This is a genomic window from Mumia xiangluensis, from assembly GCF_010994095.1.
In the GTDB taxonomy this organism is placed as follows: Bacteria; Actinomycetota; Actinomycetes; order Propionibacteriales; family Nocardioidaceae; genus Mumia; species Mumia xiangluensis.
The window spans coordinates 194,195-211,127 of sequence record NZ_WJYO01000007.1 but is presented as its reverse complement, the minus strand read 5'-3'; the positions used below and the strand labels follow the sequence as shown (position 1 = coordinate 211,127).

At 70.9% G+C, this 16,933-nt stretch carries 20 protein-coding genes; 11 read left to right on the top strand and 9 right to left on the bottom strand.

The genetic code is table 11. From position 1 onward, the window contains the following. The first annotated feature begins 96 nt into the window (after positions 1 to 96). Both GH747_RS20835 and GH747_RS20830 read left to right on the top strand, forming a co-directional pair. On the top strand, positions 97 to 1,521 hold the full coding sequence (locus GH747_RS20835; RefSeq protein ID WP_149771557.1) for an FAD-binding oxidoreductase: 1,425 nt from the start codon (positions 97 to 99) through the stop codon (positions 1,519 to 1,521). Between the two features lie 76 nt (positions 1,522 to 1,597). Then, positions 1,598 to 2,500 (top strand): hypothetical protein, encoded by a 903-nt coding sequence (locus GH747_RS20830; protein ID WP_149771556.1) that lies wholly within the window; start codon positions 1,598 to 1,600, stop codon positions 2,498 to 2,500. A 9-nt stretch (positions 2,501 to 2,509) separates the two neighbouring features. Here GH747_RS20830 and GH747_RS20825 read toward each other — a convergent pair whose 3' ends face one another. Together GH747_RS20825 and GH747_RS20820 are read right to left on the bottom strand one after the other, a co-directional pair. Then, positions 2,510 to 2,803: an ankyrin repeat domain-containing protein gene (locus GH747_RS20825; protein WP_149771555.1), complete on the bottom strand. Its 294-nt coding sequence runs from the start codon at positions 2,801 to 2,803 to the stop codon at positions 2,510 to 2,512. A gap of 42 nt (positions 2,804 to 2,845) precedes the next feature. Beyond that, positions 2,846 to 4,321: a Fic family protein gene (locus GH747_RS20820; protein ID WP_163695867.1), complete on the bottom strand. Its 1,476-nt coding sequence runs from the start codon at positions 4,319 to 4,321 to the stop codon at positions 2,846 to 2,848. Between the two features lie 403 nt (positions 4,322 to 4,724). Here GH747_RS20820 and GH747_RS20815 point away from each other — a divergent pair, with 403 nt between their 5' ends. The 3 genes from GH747_RS20815 to GH747_RS20805 are packed head-to-tail and all read left to right on the top strand — an operon-like array spanning position 4,725 to position 6,244. Next, positions 4,725 to 5,216, top strand: coding sequence for an FBP domain-containing protein (locus GH747_RS20815; protein ID WP_149771553.1), 492 nt, complete (start codon positions 4,725 to 4,727; stop codon positions 5,214 to 5,216). Positions 5,217 to 5,258: 42 nt separating this feature from the next. Next, a complete protein-coding gene (locus GH747_RS20810; RefSeq protein ID WP_149771552.1) occupies positions 5,259 to 5,729 on the top strand; it encodes a winged helix-turn-helix transcriptional regulator in 471 nt (156 codons plus the stop codon). Then, positions 5,726 to 6,244: a pyridoxamine 5'-phosphate oxidase family protein gene (locus GH747_RS20805; RefSeq protein WP_149771551.1), complete on the top strand. Its 519-nt coding sequence runs from the start codon at positions 5,726 to 5,728 to the stop codon at positions 6,242 to 6,244. Before GH747_RS20810 ends, GH747_RS20805 begins: the two co-directional genes overlap by 4 nt. A gap of 3 nt (positions 6,245 to 6,247) precedes the next feature. On the opposite strand, the gene GH747_RS20800 is transcribed toward GH747_RS20805, so the two are convergent. The 3 genes from GH747_RS20800 to GH747_RS20790 form a co-directional block, all read right to left on the bottom strand. Continuing rightward, on the bottom strand, positions 6,248 to 6,853 hold the full coding sequence (locus tag GH747_RS20800) for an MBL fold metallo-hydrolase (protein ID WP_228553029.1): 606 nt from the start codon (positions 6,851 to 6,853) through the stop codon (positions 6,248 to 6,250). Continuing rightward, positions 6,853 to 7,965, bottom strand: a complete 1,113-nt coding sequence (locus tag GH747_RS20795) for an S-(hydroxymethyl)mycothiol dehydrogenase (RefSeq protein ID WP_149771550.1) — start codon at positions 7,963 to 7,965, stop codon at positions 6,853 to 6,855. The genes GH747_RS20800 and GH747_RS20795 overlap by 1 nt, the downstream gene beginning before the upstream one ends. A 64-nt stretch (positions 7,966 to 8,029) precedes the next feature. Beyond that, on the bottom strand, positions 8,030 to 9,130 hold the full coding sequence (locus tag GH747_RS20790; RefSeq protein WP_149771549.1) for a bifunctional NAD(P)H-dependent oxidoreductase/GNAT family N-acetyltransferase: 1,101 nt from the start codon (positions 9,128 to 9,130) through the stop codon (positions 8,030 to 8,032). A gap of 56 nt (positions 9,131 to 9,186) precedes the next feature. Between GH747_RS20790 and GH747_RS20785 the strand changes: the two genes are divergently transcribed. After that, positions 9,187 to 9,636: a MarR family winged helix-turn-helix transcriptional regulator gene (locus GH747_RS20785; RefSeq protein ID WP_149771548.1), complete on the top strand. Its 450-nt coding sequence runs from the start codon at positions 9,187 to 9,189 to the stop codon at positions 9,634 to 9,636. On the opposite strand, the gene GH747_RS20780 is transcribed toward GH747_RS20785, so the two are convergent. Beyond that, complete coding sequence (locus tag GH747_RS20780; RefSeq protein WP_228553028.1) at positions 9,637 to 10,242, bottom strand: TetR/AcrR family transcriptional regulator; 606 nt, start codon at positions 10,240 to 10,242, stop codon at positions 9,637 to 9,639. Positions 10,243 to 10,370: 128 nt separating this feature from the next. Here GH747_RS20780 and GH747_RS20775 point away from each other — a divergent pair, with 128 nt between their 5' ends. Next, positions 10,371 to 10,817, top strand: coding sequence for a hypothetical protein (locus tag GH747_RS20775; protein ID WP_205603051.1), 447 nt, complete (start codon positions 10,371 to 10,373; stop codon positions 10,815 to 10,817). Positions 10,818 to 10,876: 59 nt separating this feature from the next. Further along, positions 10,877 to 11,647 carry an SDR family NAD(P)-dependent oxidoreductase gene (locus GH747_RS20770; RefSeq protein WP_149771546.1) on the top strand — a complete coding sequence of 257 codons (771 nt, stop codon included), beginning with the start codon at positions 10,877 to 10,879 and terminating at the stop codon, positions 11,645 to 11,647. On the opposite strand, the gene GH747_RS20765 is transcribed toward GH747_RS20770, so the two are convergent. Both GH747_RS20765 and GH747_RS20760 read right to left on the bottom strand, forming a co-directional pair. Beyond that, positions 11,644 to 12,921: an RNA polymerase sigma factor gene (locus GH747_RS20765; protein ID WP_149771545.1), complete on the bottom strand. Its 1,278-nt coding sequence runs from the start codon at positions 12,919 to 12,921 to the stop codon at positions 11,644 to 11,646. The genes GH747_RS20770 and GH747_RS20765 overlap by 4 nt on opposite strands. Before the next feature lie 23 nt (positions 12,922 to 12,944). Continuing rightward, positions 12,945 to 13,364 carry a YciI family protein gene (locus GH747_RS20760; protein WP_149771544.1) on the bottom strand — a complete coding sequence of 140 codons (420 nt, stop codon included), beginning with the start codon at positions 13,362 to 13,364 and terminating at the stop codon, positions 12,945 to 12,947. Positions 13,365 to 13,562: 198 nt separating this feature from the next. Here GH747_RS20760 and GH747_RS20755 point away from each other — a divergent pair, with 198 nt between their 5' ends. Next, positions 13,563 to 15,164 carry an amidohydrolase gene (locus tag GH747_RS20755; protein WP_149771543.1) on the top strand — a complete coding sequence of 534 codons (1,602 nt, stop codon included), beginning with the start codon at positions 13,563 to 13,565 and terminating at the stop codon, positions 15,162 to 15,164. Between the two features lie 15 nt (positions 15,165 to 15,179). On the opposite strand, the gene GH747_RS20750 is transcribed toward GH747_RS20755, so the two are convergent. Then, positions 15,180 to 15,752, bottom strand: a complete 573-nt coding sequence (locus tag GH747_RS20750) for an IclR family transcriptional regulator (RefSeq protein WP_377036004.1) — start codon at positions 15,750 to 15,752, stop codon at positions 15,180 to 15,182. Positions 15,753 to 15,861: 109 nt separating this feature from the next. On the opposite strand from GH747_RS20750, the gene GH747_RS20745 reads away from it, so the two are divergent. Further along, entirely contained in the window at positions 15,862 to 16,347 is a 486-nt protein-coding gene (locus tag GH747_RS20745) for a GNAT family N-acetyltransferase (RefSeq protein ID WP_205603050.1), read from the top strand. Continuing rightward, a complete protein-coding gene (locus tag GH747_RS20740; RefSeq protein ID WP_149771542.1) occupies positions 16,344 to 16,919 on the top strand; it encodes a dihydrofolate reductase family protein in 576 nt (191 codons plus the stop codon). The genes GH747_RS20745 and GH747_RS20740 overlap by 4 nt, the downstream gene beginning before the upstream one ends. Positions 16,920 to 16,933: the final 14 nt, after the last annotated feature.

Here is a 16,933-nt window from a genome sequence, read left to right as displayed (position 1 = left end):
GACCTCGGGCGATACCACGTGCCACTCGCGCGATGCCCGGACGATCTTGGCCGCCCGGCCGCGGAGCCTCGTACGCTCCCCGAGGAGAGGAGCCCGATGAACCCGACGACGCCCGACACGCTGGTCGAGCACCTGCGTGGAGCGCTCGGACCCACCGCGGTCCTGACCGGCCCGGAGGACACCGACGGCTACACCGCGGACTGGCGCGGCGCCTATCGTGGCGCGGCGCTGGCGGTGGTCCGGCCGGGGTCTACCGACGAGGTCGCGACCGTCGTACGGCTCTGCCGCAAGGCCGGCGTCAGCATCGTCCCGCAGGGTGGCAACACCGGGATGTGCGGCGGCGGGGTGCCGGACGCCTCGGCGACCCAGGTGGTCCTCTCGACCACGCGGATGCGCCGGGTCCGCGAGGTCGACCCGGCGAACGACGCCATCACCGTCGACGCCGGCGTCACCCTCGACGCGGTGCACGAGGCCGCCCGCGCTCACGGACGGATGTTCCCGCTCACCCTCGGTTCGCAGGGCAGCTGCACGATCGGCGGCAACGTCGCGACGAACGCCGGCGGCGCGGGCGTCCTGCGCTACGGGATGATGCGAGACCTGGTGCTCGGCCTCGAGGTCGTCCTGCCCGACGGTCAGGTGTGGGACGGGCTGCGCGGGCTCCGCAAGGACAACACCGGGTACGACCTCAAGCAGCTGTTCGTCGGAGCGGAGGGGACGCTCGGCATCGTCACGGCTGCGGTGCTGCGTCTGTTCCCGGAGACGCCTGCGCGGGCGACGGTGTGGGTCGCGCTCCCCGACCTCGGCGCCGGTGTCGCGCTGCTCGAGCTCCTGAAGAAGCACGCCGGCCCCCGGCTGGGCGCGTACGAGCTGGTGTCCCGCACCGCCCTCGACCTCGTGCTCGAGCACACCGTCGGGGCGCACGACCCGTTCGGGCAGAGCCACCCCTGGTACGGGTTGATCGAGCTCGAGGACGCCGACGACGCCGCACGGCTGGAGGAGGTCGTGGAGGCGGGTGTCGGAGCGGCGTTCGAGCAGGAGCTCGTCACGGACGCCGTTGTCGCCGGCAGCCCCGCCCAGCGCGCCGCGCTGTGGGGTCTGCGGGAGGGCATCTCGGAGGCGCAGAACGCCGTGGGGGCGAGCCTCAAGCAGGACGTCTCGGTGCCCATCAGCAGCCTCGCAGCGTTCACGGCGGACGTCGACGCCGCCGTCGAGGCCGTGCTGCCTGGAGTCCGCCGCGTCACCTACGGGCACGTCGGCGACGGCAACCTGCACTACAACCTCAGCAAGCCCGACGGTGCGGACGACGCGGGGCTGCTCGATGCCTCGGACGCCCTGACGAAGGCCGTGTACGACGTCGTCGCGGCTTACGACGGGAGCCTCAGCGCCGAGCACGGGCTCGGGCGGACGAAGACCGCCGCCGCTGCGGCGTACAAGGATCCGGTCGAGCTGGCGCTCATGCGCACGGTGAAGGCCGCGCTGGACCCGGCCGGCACGATGAACCCCGGCGTGCTGCTCGCGTGATCGTGGTGGTGGCTCCGCGCAGGATGGTAGGAAGAGTCGGGCGCGCCTCGGTTGTGCGTCGTCCGAGAGGAGTGGCGTGTCCGAGTCGACGATCCCCTGGTATGCGTTGTTCGGCCTGATGACCGTCGGGAGAGGCCCCTTGCCGACGTTGCGTGGAGTCGTCCGCGTGGTGTCGTTCGACCCGGAGGACGATGAGGAACCGGTCGAGACGCTCACGCGGGTGTGGGTGGACGGCGAGCGGGTGAGGCGCGAGTCGCTTGACGGTCAGCTGGAGTCGATCGACGGCGAGGAGGACCAGTGGGTGTGGGACGTCCCGGACCAGCCGCCGGTCTGCGACCCGCACTCCCGCAGCGGGTTCGTCGAGGACGGTGGCCTGCTGAGCCGGAGGGACCAGGAGATCTGGGACGACGAGGAGGACGAGCGCCCGATCGAGCCGATTCGGTCGACGACCTGTCTGGGCAGGGCGGCGTGGGACGTTCGCTGGGAGAACCAGCCGAAGCGTCGGATGCTGATCGACGACGAGACCGGGTTGGTGCTCCACCAGTCGGGGCTGGCGGCCTTCATCCCGGTGGCGGAGTGGGTCGAGCTGACGGTGGGCGAAGCCCTGGACGACTCGCTCTTCGCATGGGAGGGGTCGACACGCCCCGGCGACGACGACCCGCACGACCACAGCTCGTGGGAGGACTACCAGCCCATGAGTCGATCGGGGTCGCTTCGTCAGCACGTGTTCGAGCGCCTTCAGGTGCTCGCCGCGCTCGACACCGCGCTCACGCGTTGGGACGAGGTCACGGCGCTGGGCGCGGCCTCCGCGAACGCGTCCGCATTCGTCCACGGACTGCGTTCGCTTCTCGGGGTGGACGAGATGGGTGCTCGCGCGGTCACCGACCTCCAGCTGCGACGGCTGTCCGTCCGTGAGCGTACGGCCATCGCCGACGAGGTCGCGGACCTGCGCCGGGAGCTCGCCGACCTCGACGGTTGAGCGCTGCGGTCAGGCTCCGAGCGACCGGAGCCTGACCTCGAGGCCACCGAAGCCCGCCTTGCGTGCCGCCTCGATCGGCGTGCACTCGTCGAACACAGACAGGAGCCGCGGATCTGCCCCTCTGTCGAGGAGGAGGTTCGCGACGTCCTCCTGGCCGTCGAGGATGCAGGCGACGAGCGCCGTCGACTGGAACTCGGGGTGCGCGTAGTCGACGTCGACCCCCTGATCGAGATGGAACCGGACCAGCTCGACGTCGCCCTTGCAGGCCGCGTTGAACATGTCCTTCCAGTCTCCGCCGGACATCCTGTCTCCTCTTCGGTCGGTTTCGTTCGATCGGTTGTCGACTCAGGGCAGCGTGAGCCGTACGCCTGCTTCCTCGGCGCTGTGCGCGTCGCGGAGAGCATGGGTGCGCTCCAGGTCTGCCTCTGCGGTGAGCCGAGACGTGAAGTCGACACGTGCGGTCCACCTGCGGGCGAAGGCGAGCGCAGCGTGCAGACCGGCGAAGTTGTCGTTGTGCGTGGCGCCGCGCAAGGCCGACAGGTAGTTCAGCCTGTACACGGTCGGGACGACGATCCGGACCTCCCCGGCAGCATGCAGCTCGGCATTCATCATGAGTCGTGCGATGCGCCCGTTGCCGTCGGCGAACGGATGGACCTCGCTGATCAGGAACATCATGAACAACGCCCGCGCCGACGGTGACACGAGGTCGGCACCGAGGTCGAACCCGCGACGCAACGTCCCCTCGACGAGCTCGGGAGCGACGAACAGCGTCGCCCCGGCGCGGTTCGCGTGGCGCTTGAACCGGCCGGGCGCCGTCTCGGGACGGCCCCCCAGCAGCGTCGCGTGCCGTTCCTTGAGGATCTCGAGCAGCTCGTCGTCGGTCGTCGGGCGACGGCGCATCTCTGCGTCCGACGATGTCAGCTGGTACGTGCCGAGGACGTCGTGCGCGTCCTGGGGGCGCTGCGCCGGGACCATGTCGTCGAACACGATCGCGGCTGCTTCGTCGAGTGTGAACTCGGTGCCCTCGATGTAGTTGGAGAAGTAGGCCTCGTAGAACGGCAGGAGGGCGCGCCGGTCCCGATCGATCGGCATCGCGGTGACCACGTCCGGAGCGACGTCGGCGAGGTAGTCCGCGAGGCGGCCGAAGGCGTCGACGCGGCGACGATCGTACGCCTGACCTTGCGCGCGGCCCCGCAGCTGCGGCGTCTGCAGGATCGCGGTGGGGTGCGTGTTCATCGCGGCGCCGACCAGCTGGTTCAAGGTGGCGAGCTCGCGTCGTCGGCCGAGGAAGGGAGCGAGGGTGCGGGCTTCGTCCCTGACCTGGTTCAGCCCGTCCTCGCCGCGGTCTCGGCAGATGTCGTCCAGCCACACCTCGACCTCGGCCCGGGTCAGGGTCCTCGGTGGCCGGCCTGCCGCCGTACGGGTCGGGGCCAGGTTCTCGAGGAGGCTCCGGGCCGTCCCAGCCAGCCAGATGCCGTCCGGGAGCTCGATGTCACCGTGCATGGGGCCTGCGCCGTGCCGTGGAACGACCACTGTCCCGGCCAGCTTCAAGGGACGCGGCCTGCGGTGAGTGACGAACAGGGTCCCGCCAGGCGCCGTGCCCCCGAGGCGTGCGGAGCGGTCGACGATCACCGCACCAGGGAGCTCGTGCGCGACGAGCTCCCACAGGCGCTCGCGAACGACGTCCTCGGCGGGCTTGCTGAGATCGCTGGTGTAGACGCCGGTCCCGAGCTTCACCAGTCGACCTGCCGCGTGCGCACGCGCGACCCGGTCCTTCCCGTGCTCTCGGGAGTAGACCAGGGGAGGGAAGTCGTCAGCCATGCGAACGCCTTTGTCGGGAACCTGCAATTCCTCGCAGTTTAGACGCAGCCGCGATGAATTGCAGGTTTGAAAGACGTGAAACATACAATTATTCGCGCATGTGCGACGAATTGCATGTTTCGAACTCTTGTGGCGCAGTCGGTATGTCGTCCGAACCTGCACTCGGCGCCCAGCGGTCACGATTTGATCCAGGCCGCCGCCCGCGAGAGGATCGTTGCTGGCCGCAACTGGCCATCAGGTTCGTAAGGAACGGAGCGCGGGATGCAGCACCCGGGAAGCGAGGCGGCCCTCCTGGCCTGCTCAGGCTTCGGGCACGCTGCCTCGACCACCGTCTGACTCCCTCGGGCGCGGGATCGAGGCCATCGACCCGACCCCAGTTCCAGCTCCCGAGAGCGAGTCTCCGATGCATGCCCTGACCGAGTCCCAGATCCGCGCGTCCTTCGTCAACGCCTCCCGGCGTGAGGCGTCCCAAGCACCGCTTCCGCCTGGCCTACCCGACCTCGCGTGGGACGACCTCGACCTCCTGGGGTGGGTCGACCCGAAGGCGCCACGACGCGCGTACGCGGTCGTCCCGACTCCGGAAGGCGCCGTCGGGGTGCTGCTCCGGACGACCCAGCCGACCTCGCAGCGTCCGGCCGTCTGCACGTGGTGCGAGGACGTCGAGGCCACCGACGGCGTCGTCCTGTACGTCGCCAAGCGCGCAGGTGCAGCCGGCCGCAACGGCAACACCGTCGGCGCGCTCGTCCACGCCGACCTCTCCTGCTCCGCTCACGCACGTCGGCGTCCCACGCGGGCCGAGGGGGCGGTCGATCCCGTCGCCTTCGTCGAGCGCCGGGTCGCGGGGCTGCGCGAGCGCACGGCACGCTTCGCCGAGCGCGTGCTAGCCACCTCCTGATGCACGGGTTCCCTCAGGGAACTGACTGCGTTACGGTGAGGCATGCAGCGCACGCGGTTCGGTGACATGAGGTGCTCGATCGCCCGGACCTGGGACGTGGTCGGCGAGCCGTGGTCACCTCTGATCCTTCGCGACGTCTTCGTCGGCATCACCCGGTTCGACCAGATCCAGGCCGACCTCGGCATCTCCCGCAAGGTCCTCGCCGAGCGGCTCGCCTGGCTGGTCGAGCACGAGGTTCTCGAGCGGAGGGCGTACTCGGCACGTCCTCCGCGCCACGAGTACGCCCTCACGCCACGGGGCGCCGAGCTCTGCGACCTTCTGATGCTGATGGCGGCGTGGGGCGACCGCTGGCTCGCGGGGGAGGCGGGGCCGCCCGTGCTCTACCGCCACCACGGCTGCGGCGAGATCACCTCCGCGGAGACGCGCTGCGCGCACTGCCGTGAGCCGATGCACGCCACAGACGTGGACGTGCTCCCCGGCCCAGGCGCAGAACCCACCGAGGAGACACCGTGACCGAACCGCTCCGAGCGACGCTGCTCGCCCTGGACGCCGACGCGGACGCGTCGCCGATCCCGTGGGAGGACATACGCCGCCGCTTCTCCGAGGCGTCTGGCTATTGGTTCGCGACCACGTCCGCGGCGGGCCGTCCGCATGTCCGACCCGTGCTCGCCGTGTGGGTCGACGGCGCGGCCCATGTCGCCTCCGCCCCGGCAGCGGCGAAGACGGCCCACCTCGCCGCGGACGGCCGGTGCTCGCTCACCTGTCAGGCGGACGACGCGGACCTGGTCGTCGAAGGCGTTGCCGAGCGGGTGTCGGGGTCGGGTGACGTCGAACGTGTCGCCGCGGCGTACGCCTCCAAGTACGGCTGGGCGCCGGCAGTGCACGACGGTCTGCTCGTCGGCGCGGACGGTGCACCGACCGCAGGGCCACCGCCGTACGAGGTGTACCGGATCGACCTCGATCGGGCGTACGCCTTCGGGACCGACGGAGACCTCGGTCCGCGTTCGACGCGCTGGCAGCGGGAGTAGCCGCTAGCCCAAGGCCGCCTTCTCGGCGCCGATCGTCGTGTCGTCGCCGTGGCCGGTGTGCACCACGGTGTCGTCGGGCAGACCGAACAGTGCGGACCGGATCGACGAGCGGATCAGGTCCGCGTCCGAGTACGACCGCCCCGTCGCGCCGGGCCCGCCCTGGAAGAGCGTGTCTCCGGTGAAGACGCACCCGAGGTCCTCGGCGTAGAGGCAGACGGCTCCCGGAGCGTGCCCCGGCGTGTGGATGACCTGGAGCGTCGTCCCGCCGACCTCGATGGTGGCGCCGTCCTGCAGGTCGACGTCCCACAGGGTGTCAGGGTGCGTGAGCTCCCAGAGCGGACGGTCGGCGGGGTGCAGCATGATCGGCGCGACCACCCGCTCGCGCAGGGCCGGCGCGACACGCACGTGGTCGTCGTGCGCGTGGGTGCAGATGATCGCCTTCACTGTCCGGTCTCCGACGACGGCGAGGATGTCGTCGACGGAGTGCGGGGCGTCGATCACCACGCACTCGGTGTCGTCACCCACGACCCACACGTTGTTGTCGACGTCGAACGTCTCGCCGTCGAGGCTGAACGTCCCCGACGTGACCGCGTGGTCGACGCGTGCCATCAGAGCACCACCACCGAGCGGAGGACGTCGCCACCGTGCATGCGGCCGAAGGCGGCCTCGACGTCGTCGATGCCGATCTCCTCGCTGACGAACGCGTCGAGGTCGAGCCGTCCCTGCTGGTAGAGATCGACGAGCATCGGGAAGTCGCGCGACGGCAGGCAGTCGCCGTACCAGCTGGACTTGAGCGCACCCCCGCGGCTGAACATGTCGATCAGCGGGATGTCCGGCAGCTCCATGTCGGGCGTGGGGACGCCGACGAGGACGACGGTGCCCGCGAGGTCGCGAGCGTAGAAGGCCTGCTTCCACGTCTCGGGACGGCCGACCGCCTCGATCACGACGTCGGCGCCCTCCGCGCCGGCGTACACGGCGCCGACGATCTCGCGGATCGCGGCCACCGGGTCGGTCGTGGACGAGTCGACCGTGTGGGTCGCGCCGAGGCGTACGGCGGCCTCGAGCTTCTTGGCGTCGATGTCGACGGCGATGATCGGGGAGGCGCCAGCGAGCGCGGCGCCCGCGACGGCCGCCACCCCGACGCCGCCGCAGCCGATGACGGCGACGGACTTGCCGCGGGTGGCTGCGCCCGTGTTGATGGCGGCACCGATGCCGGCCATGACGCCGCAGCCCAGGAGGCCGACGGCGGCGGCACGGGCGGACGGGTCGACCTTCGTGCACTGGCCGGCAGCGACGAGCGTCTTCTCGGCGAACGCGCCGATGCCGAGCGCGGGGGAGAGCTCGGTGCCCGCGTCGGGACCTTCGGCCAGGGTCATCTTCTGCGTGGCGTTGAAGGTGTTGAAGCAGTACTGGAGGTCGCCGCGCTTGCATGCTCGGCACTCGCCGCAGACGGCGCGCCAGTTGAGGACCACGAAGTCGCCGGGCTCGACACCGGTGACGTCCGGTCCGACCGACTCGACGACGCCGGCGGCCTCGTGCCCGAGCAGGAACGGGAACTCGTCGTTGATGCCGCCCTCGCGATAGTGCAGGTCGGTGTGGCAGACCCCGCAGGCCCGGATCGCGACCACGGCTTCGCCCGGCCCGGGATCCGGCACGTTGATCGTCGTCACCTCGACCGGCTGACCCTTGGCGCGTGCCACGACCGCCTTCACCTGCTGCATGTGCCCATCCTCCGTGGTTCGGGATCTGTTCCCCTCGAACCTCTCACGTACGGGGTGGCCGCCGTCAGGCGAGGGTCGTGGCCGCCACCGACTTGGTGAGGAGGACGGCATCGTCAGGGGTGGTCGGTGCGGCCGTGAGGTGGAAGCCCGCGCGCTCGTAGAGGGCGATGTTGCGTCGGCTGCGCTTCCCGGTGAACAGCGCGACGGTCGTGGCCTCCTCCGGCGCGTGCTGCTCCGCGACCGCGAGCAGCCACGAGCCGATGCCGTTGCCGGCCTGGTCCGGCGCCACCATCAGTCGACCGATCTCCCATGTCGAGCCGACCGCTCGCGCGCGCACCGCGCCGACCAGCCGACCGTGGCGTCGTACGGCCCAGACCGTCCACGTCTTCGCCCACGCCTGGACGTCGGCGAGCGTCTCGTGCAGAGGTGCGAGGTCGAGCGTGTCGTTCGCGTGCGCCTCCTCCACCCAGCAGCTCCGCTGCAGCACGAGCAGCTCCGAGACGTCGTCACCCTCGCCCACTCGCGAGAGGCTGAGTCCGTCGACCGGGCCCGGCGTCGTGCCGTCGGTCGCCGGAGCGAGGTGCAACGGGCGCAGCGCACGCGCCACCCGCGCCAGCTCGACGACGACCTGGCGCGCTGCCCGGCCGAGCATCGGTCGCTCGCTGACGCGTCCGTCCTCGATGCTGTCCCCGATGCGCAGGGCGACGGTCGCGCCGATCGGCATCATCCGCAGCGTGGTGACCACCTGCTTGGTCATCTGCACCGACCGTGTCCCGGCCGAGGTGTTCCCGTAGCTGACGAAGGCGACGGGCTTCCAGGCCCACTCCTCGTACAGGTAGTCCAGCGCGTTCTTCAGGACCGCGGGCATGCCGTAGTTGTACTCCGGGGTGACCACGACGAAGGCGTCGGCGTCGGCGACCCGGCGGCTCCACGCGCGGGTGTGCTCGTGGGCGTAGACGCCGGTGGAGGGGTGCTCGAGCTCGTCGAGGAACGGCAGCGCCAGAGCGCCGAGGTCGACGACGTCGACGACCATGCGCTCGCGCTCGGTCTCTCGTCGCGTGGTCTCGACGAACCACTCCGCGACGGCGGGGGCGAGGCGGCCAGGTCGGCTGCTGGCGATGACGACAAGGACGCGGAGGGGGCTGCTCGGAGAATTCGATGACATGTCATCAACATAGTTCGAAAATCTATGACGTGTCAACGATCGGGTAGGGTGGCCCCGTGGACACAGACTGGTTGAGCTCGGACGAGGAGCAGGCGTGGCGCGCGATCCGGCGGATGTTCACCGCGCTGCCGGCGCGGCTGGGCCGGGACCTGGCGGAGGAGTCAGGCCTCTCGTCGGCTGACTACGAGGTCCTCAGCACGCTGTCGGAGAAGCCGGACCATCGATGGGCGCTCAAGGATCTCGCGAGCAAGGCGGAGTGGTCGCGCAGCAGGCTCTCCCACCACGCGAGCCGGATGCAGGCTCGTGGTCTGATCGACAAGGAGCCGGATCCCCAGGACGCGCGCGGATGCCTCCTGCGCCTGACGCCGCGGGGCCTCGCGGTGCTCGAGGAGGCTGCTCCCCGCCACGTCATGTCCGTACGGCGACGGTTCCTCGACCACCTCACATCCGAGGAGCTCGCGGTGCTGGGACGCCTCTCGGCGCGGGTCGCCGACCTTCCGGACTGATCAGGGTCCTGACGACGGCGCCGGAGGCACCGCCAGGAGCGCGAGCGCGGACGTCGTCACGAGGCCGGGAGCGCGTGCGGCGGTCAGCGCGCCCTGGTGGACGGCGGTCGCTGCGCCGTGGAGGAGGCTCTGGACCGCGGTGACCTGCCAGTCGAGCGGCATGTCCTTCCGGAACCGCCCCTCGCTCCGTCCGCGTCGCAGCACCGACTTCGCGCGGTCGACGAGCTGGGTGTGGGCGCGCTCGAGCAGGTCCGGCGACAGGGCCTGGTCTGCTGCCTGGACCAGCCCGCCGTTGCGGAACGTCACGGTCCACGAGGCGTCCAGGAGGCGGGTCATCGCGTCGTACGGGTCGCCCGTGACGTCGACCGCCGACAGCTCGGCCTCGGCGCGGTCGAGGGCGTGCTCGACGACGACCGCGACGAGCGCCGAGCGTGACTCGAAGTGGCCGTACAGAGTCATGCGTCCGACGCCCGCCGCCGTCGCGATCGCCGACATGCTCACACCCGGGTCCTCGGCGAGGCAGCGGGTCGCCGCCTCGACGATCGCGCTGATGTTGCGGCGTGCGTCGGCGCGCCTGGGGGGCGTGCCTGCGGGCAGCTCGACCACGGTCGCTCCTCTCGTCGCGCCGGGGAGGCGCCTCCGCATCGTAGCGCGCGCGACTGCTAACTCGTACACATGAGTCCACGTTCGTGCTAGCGTCAACTCGTACACCACCGTACGAATTAGGGGGAACGATGCAACACACCCACCACGAGGCGTCCCTGGAGGCGACACCCCGACCCTGGTGGAGGCGCCCGGTCGCTCTCTTCGTCCGCCACTACCTCGAGATGGTCGCGGCGATGGTCCTCGGCATGGTCGTGCTCTATCCGCTGTGGACCCTCGCGACGGACGGTGTCGCAGCCGACTGGGTCCGTCGGCCGGACGTCGAGGCGACCGTCATGTCGACCGCGATGGCGCTGCCGATGATCGCGCTGATGATCTACCGCGGTCACGGGGCTCGGCCGATCGTCGAGATGACGGTCGCGATGTTCGCCGGGTTCTGGGTGCTGTTCCCGCTGCTCTGGTGGAGCTCGGTCGACGAGATGACGGTGATGATGGTCGGGCACGTGCTGATGCTGCTGTTCATGCTGGTCGCGATGCTGCTGCGGACCGACGAGTACACGCATGCGCACACCTCCTGAGCGCGGTCCGTGGCCCGAGCCCTTGCGCCACAGCGCCGACGCACGGAAATGTAGGCGCGATGAGCAACGCGATAGTGACAGGTGCAGCGAGCGACATCGGACAAGCAATCGCGCGGGCGATCGTCTCCGAAGGAGGTCACGTCGTCCTCGCTGACAACGACCTCGCGACCGTCGAGGAGGTGGCGCGGGAGATCCCGGGCACGGAGGCGGTCTATCTCGACCTGCGGTCCCCGGACTCGGTGCGCGAGGTCGCGTCCGACTTCATCGAGCGACACGGCGCCCCGCACCAGGTGGTGAACGGGGCGGCGGTCTGCAACGGCGGGCCGTTCGAGTCGGTCGACGAGGCGACGTGGTCGCAGGACCTCGACGTCGTCCTGGGGGGCACGATCCGGCTGTCCCAAGCTCTGCTGCCCGCGATGCGCGAGGCCGGGCGGGGCTCGGTCGTCAACATCGCGTCGGTGAACGGGCACGCCTACTTCGGGAGCGATGTCTACAGCGCGGCGAAGGCGGGCGTCCTCAATCTCACTCGGACCCTCGCCGTCCAGTACGGCCCGTACGGCGTGCGCGTGAACTCGGTGTCGCCCGGCACGGTCGTGAACGCCCCGCGTCGACGTCAGCTGGCGGAGGACCCGCACGCGCTCGACCGTGCCACCGAGTGGTACCCGCTCGGTCGCGTCGGGGCGCCGGAGGACGTCGCCGACGCCGTCGTCTTCCTGCTCTCCGACCGCGCGAGCTGGATCACCGGCACCGATCTGCGGGTCGACGGAGGCCTCCTCGCCGGGATGCGGGGACTCGCCCAGGCCCTCGACACGAGCGGGGACGCCGGCTAGCCCGGGGGTGGGGAGTACGACCCGGGCGGGCCGAGTCCGTCCGCCTTGCGCTCCAGCACCGCGCGCTCCGCCGCGTTGCCGCAGAGCGCGGCGGCGCGCGCGTACTCCTCGCGGGCCTCGGCCGTGCGCTCCATCCGTGCCAGCATCTCCGCACGCACGGCGGGCAGCAGGTGCGATCCGGCGAGCGCACCGCTCTGCGCGATCCCGTCGACGACCTGCAGCCCGGCAGCAGGGCCGGACGCCATGGCCACCGCGACCGCACGGTTGAGGTCGACCACCGGCGACGGCGTGACCTGACCGAGCGCCTCGTACAGGACGACGATCCGGTCCCAGTCGGTCGCGTCGACCGTCGGAGCGAGCGCGTGGCACTCGGCGATGGAAGCCTGCAGACCGTACGGCCCGAGTCCCCGCCGCGCGGACGCCGCTCGCACCAGCGCTGCCCGACCGCGACGGATCGCCGACCGGTCCCAGCGCCTGCGGTCCTGGTCCTCCAGCAGGACGGGTCGCCCCTGCGCGTCGAGCCGTGCGGGGAACCGCGCGGCGGTCAGCTCCAGCAGGGCGAGCAGCCCGAAGACCTCGGGTTCGGGCGTCAGGCCGGCGAGCACGCGCGAGAGCCGCACCGCCTCCTGGGCGAGGTCCGTCCGGATCCACGTCTCGCCGCCGGAGGCCGACGAGCCTTCCGTGAAGATCAGGTAGATCACGCTGAGCACGGAGCCGAGACGCTCCGCCCGCTCGGACGGCTCGGGGACGGCGAACGGGACCTGAGCGGCGGCGAGCGCCTTCTTCGCTCGGGTGATGCGCGCCTGGACGGTCGGGACGGGGACGAAGAACGCCTTCGCGATCTCGTCCGTCGTGAGACCACCGACGACGCGCAGCGTCAGTGCGACGCGCGCCTCCTTGGCGAGCACCGGATGGCACGCCGTGAAGATCAGCGCAAGGACGTCGTCGTCGATCGCCCCCGGGTCGAACAGCACGTCGACGCCCGGGGTGCTCTCGTCGAGGTCGCGCGCGAGGTCCGCGTAGCGCTCGTCGCGTCCGGCGCGCCGCCGGAACGCGTCGATCGCCCTGCGGCGCCCGACCGCGAGCAGCCAGCCGGCCGGGTTGTCGGGCACCCCGCTGGTCGACCATCCGACCAGCGCCTCGGCGAGCGCCTCCTGAGCGACGTCCTCCGCGAGCGGGAGATCGCCGGTGTAGCGGGCGAGGGCGCCGACGATGCGGGCGGACTCCATCCGCCACACCGCCTCGACGGCGCGCCTCGCCTCGTACCCGGCCATCGGGACGCCTGCGTCCGGAGCGCTCAGAGCTGTCCGGTCCGCTCGCGCCAGGCGCGCTCCCTCTGGATCCACTCGTTGTCCTGCGGGAACTCGTCGATCGTCGGCACCCGGCGGATCTCCACCTTCGTGCCCTTGGCGTACGGGAGTCGCTTGGCCCACTCGACGGCCTCCTGCTTCGACGCCACGTCGAGGATGTAGTAGCCGCCGAACAGCTCCTTCGTCTCGCCGTACGGCCCGTCGGTGACGACAGGCGTCTCGTCGCTGAAGTCGACGACGACACCGTCCGACGGGTCGTCGAGGCCTTCGGCCGCGAGCAGGACGCCGGCGCGCATGAGCTCGTCGTTGAACTTCCCCATGATCTCGAGCATGTCGTTGAAGTCGACGTTCTCGAACGCCGCAAGCCCCTCGTCGGTCGTCCGCATGATCAGCATGTACTTGGACATCGTCGTGCTCCTCGTTCGGTTCGAGGTCGCCGTTCGACCTCTCCTCACCCACAGGTCGAACGGGCGGCGGAGGGATCGACAGCGCGCAGAGATTTCTTGTGGAGGATCCTCTCATCGTTGTCGCTGTGTTCTCGACCTCCCAGGTTCGGGACGGTCTGTCACTCGACCTCGCGGGGTGGCGGCGGGAACGCTGGGTGCATGGTGACCGTCTTTCGCAATGCGCGCGTGTTCGATGGCCACGCCTACCTCGGCGATGTCGGCGACGTCGTGATCGATCACGGCCGCGTCGTGTCCGTCGGGGGTACGGCGGAGGGCGACGCCGTCGTCGACGTGGCCGGTGGGCTGCTCGCGCCCGGCTTCGTCGACGCCCACGTCCACGCGGTCCAGGGCGGGCTGGAGAGGATCCGCTGCGACCTCAGCGAGACCGACCACGTCGAGCGGCGCTACCTGGACGTGATCGGCGAGTACGCCGCACGCCGACCGGACGTCGCCTGGATCCTCGGGGGCGGCTGGGCGATGGCGGCGTTCCCGGGCGGTACGCCGACGGCTGCGGCTCTCGACGCCGTCGTGCCAAACCGCCCGGTGTTCCTGCCGAACCGTGACCACCACGGCGCCTGGGTCAACTCCCGGGCGCTCGAGATCGCGGGCGTCGACCGCTCCACACCCGACCCGGTCGACGGTCGCATCGAGCGCGACCCGGACGGCAACCCGACCGGCACACTGCACGAGGGCGCGATGGCACTCGTCGCACGGCACGTCCCCCGGACCTCCGACGACGAGCTGTACGCCGGTCTGCTCGCCGGCCAGTCGTACCTGCACTCGCTCGGCGTCACGTCGTGGCAGGACGCGATCGTCGGGTCGTACTCGGGGATGGACGACAACGGCCCGACGTACGCCCGCGCGGCGGCGGCCGGTGACCTGACCGCCCATGTCGTCGGGGCGCTGTGGTGGGACCGCGACCGCGGCGTGGAGCAGGTCGCCGACCTGGTGCAGCGTCGTACGGCGCTGTCGGCGGGTCGGTTCGCGGCGACGAGCGTCAAGATCATGCAGGACGGTGTCGCCGAGAACGGGACCGCTGCGCTGGTCGAGCCGTACCTCGACCGGTGCGGGCACGCGACGGACAACCGCGGGCTGTCGTTCGTCGACCCGGCGGCGCTGCGCGTGTGCATCGCCGAGCTCGACGCACTGGGATTCCAGGTCCACGTGCACGGCCTCGGTGACCGCGGGGTGCGGGAGGCGCTCGACGCGTTCGAGGGCACCGACCCCGCGCGCCGACACCACATCGCCCACCTCCAGCTCGTCCATCCCGACGACGTCCCGCGGTTCTCCGCGCTGGGCGTCTCCGCGAACCTCCAGGCGCTGTGGGCGTGCTACGACGAGCAGATGGTGGACCTGACGCTCCCGTTCCTCGGGGATGAGCGGGCCAGCCGGCAGTACCCGTTCGCCGACCTCAAGGCGAACGGTGCCCACCTGGTGGCCGGCAGCGACTGGCCGGTCAGCACCCCCGACCCGCTCCAGGCCATCCACGTCGCCGTCAACCGGACGGCGTACGGGGAGGCCGGCCGCGCGGGCACTGACCCGTTCCTGCCGGAGCAGGCGCTCTCGCCCGAGGCGGCGTTCGCGGCGTACACGAGTGGGTCGGCATGGATCAACGGGCGCGACGACGCGGGCACGATCGCTGTCGGCAGCGTCGCCGACCTCGTCGTTCTCGACCGGGACCCGTTCGAGGATCCGGCGTCGATCGGCGCGGCGAGCGTGGTCACGACGTGGGTGGAGGGCCGCGCGGTCTCCACAGCCTGACGGACGGGGGACGCCCTAGCGGACGCTGTGGGCGAACTCCATCGACAGGCGAGCCTTGACGCTCAGGAGCGTCTCGATGATGAAGTCCTCTCGCGCGCCGTCCAGGCGGCTCATGGGCACGGCCACGCTCAGGCCGTCGATCGCGGGACGGGCGAAGGGCAGGGCGACGCCGAAGCAGCGGACGCCGATGCACGACTCGTCGCTCTCGGCCGCGTAGCCCAGGTCGGCGGCCTTGTCGATGATCGCGAGCACGGCGTCGCGCTCGGTCACGGTGTGCGTGGTGATCGGATCGATGGCGTCAGGGACGAGTGCCTCCCGGACGTCAGCGGGGTGCTCGGCGAGGATCGCGCGGCCGAGCGCGGTGGAGTAGGCGGGCAGCCGGCGGCCGACAGGGGAGTGCATGCGCAGCGGGTGCACGGACTCGCGCTTGGCGGTGTAGATGACGTCCGCCCCGGCGAGCCGGCCCAGGTTCACGGTCTCCTCGGTGGCGGTGGCGGTGGCGGTGGCGGTGGCGCCGCCAAGAACGTCGGCCCGGGCACCTACACCGCTGCGGTGGTGGTGCCGACCGCCGGGACGTGGAGGCTGCACGTGACGCTACGGACGAGCGAGTTCGACAGCTCCGTGGCGGCGCTCGCGTTCACCGTCGGCTGAGTCGGCCCGCATTGCGACGCCCGCCCTTGCGGAGGATGGTGACGAGGTGCCCGTACTCGACCTCCTGCCCGCCGCACCCGAGGACGCGGACGCCGTCCGCTCGTTGGTGCGGGCGGCGTACGCGCCGTACGTCGAGAGGATCGGGCTCGAGCCCGCACCGATGAACGCGGACTACCGGCAGGCCATTCTCGACGGCGCTGTCGACGTGGTGCGGGAGGACGGCGAGATCGTCGCCGTGGTCGTGACCCGAGACCGTGGCGACCATCTGCTGCTCGAGAACATCGCGGTCGCGCCGTCGCGACAGGGCGGCGGGTTCGGTGCGCAGATCCTGGACTGGGCCGAGACGCGCACGAGGGCGCTCGGTCACGACGAGGTCCGGCTGTACACGCACGAGAAGATGGTCGAGAACGTGGCGTTCTATCTCCGGCACGGCTTCGAGATCACCGGGATCGCGGACGAGGACGAGTTCCGGCGGATCCACTTCCGCAAGGTGTGCCGACGAGACACCGATCAGATCCGGAGGGCCCCATGACCGCGAACTACACCTTCGACGTGTTCTCCAGCCTCGACGGCTTCGGCACCGCCACGGGGGACTGGGGTGGTTACTGGGGCAAACAGGGCCCCGAGCTGCTCGAGCACCGTCGCGCGCTGTACGACGAGGACCAGCGCATGATCCTCGGAGCCAACACCTACCGAGCGTTCGCGCAGCTGCTGGCCGCTGACACCGAGCCGGGAGTGCACGACGCCTGGGTCGAGCGCATGACGCACCTCCCGGCGACGGTCGTGTCGACCACGCTCCAAGCACCTCTCGACTGGCCGGACGCGACCGTGGTCAGCGGGGACGCCGTCGACGTCGTCGCCCGCCTCAAGGAGGAGTCGCCGGTGCCGCTGCGCTCTCACGGCAGCCTGTCGATGAACCGCGCGCTGATGGCTGCCGGTCTGGTCGACCGCGTCCAGGTGACCGTCTTCCCTGTCATCACCGGTCACACGGGTACGGAGCCGATCTTCGGTGGCGCGGCCGACTTCGACCTCGAGCTGATCGAGGCGACGACGCTCGACGGGAACATCCAGGAGCTCGTCTATCGGCCCACGCTGCACGGCTGAGCCCGGCGGCTGCC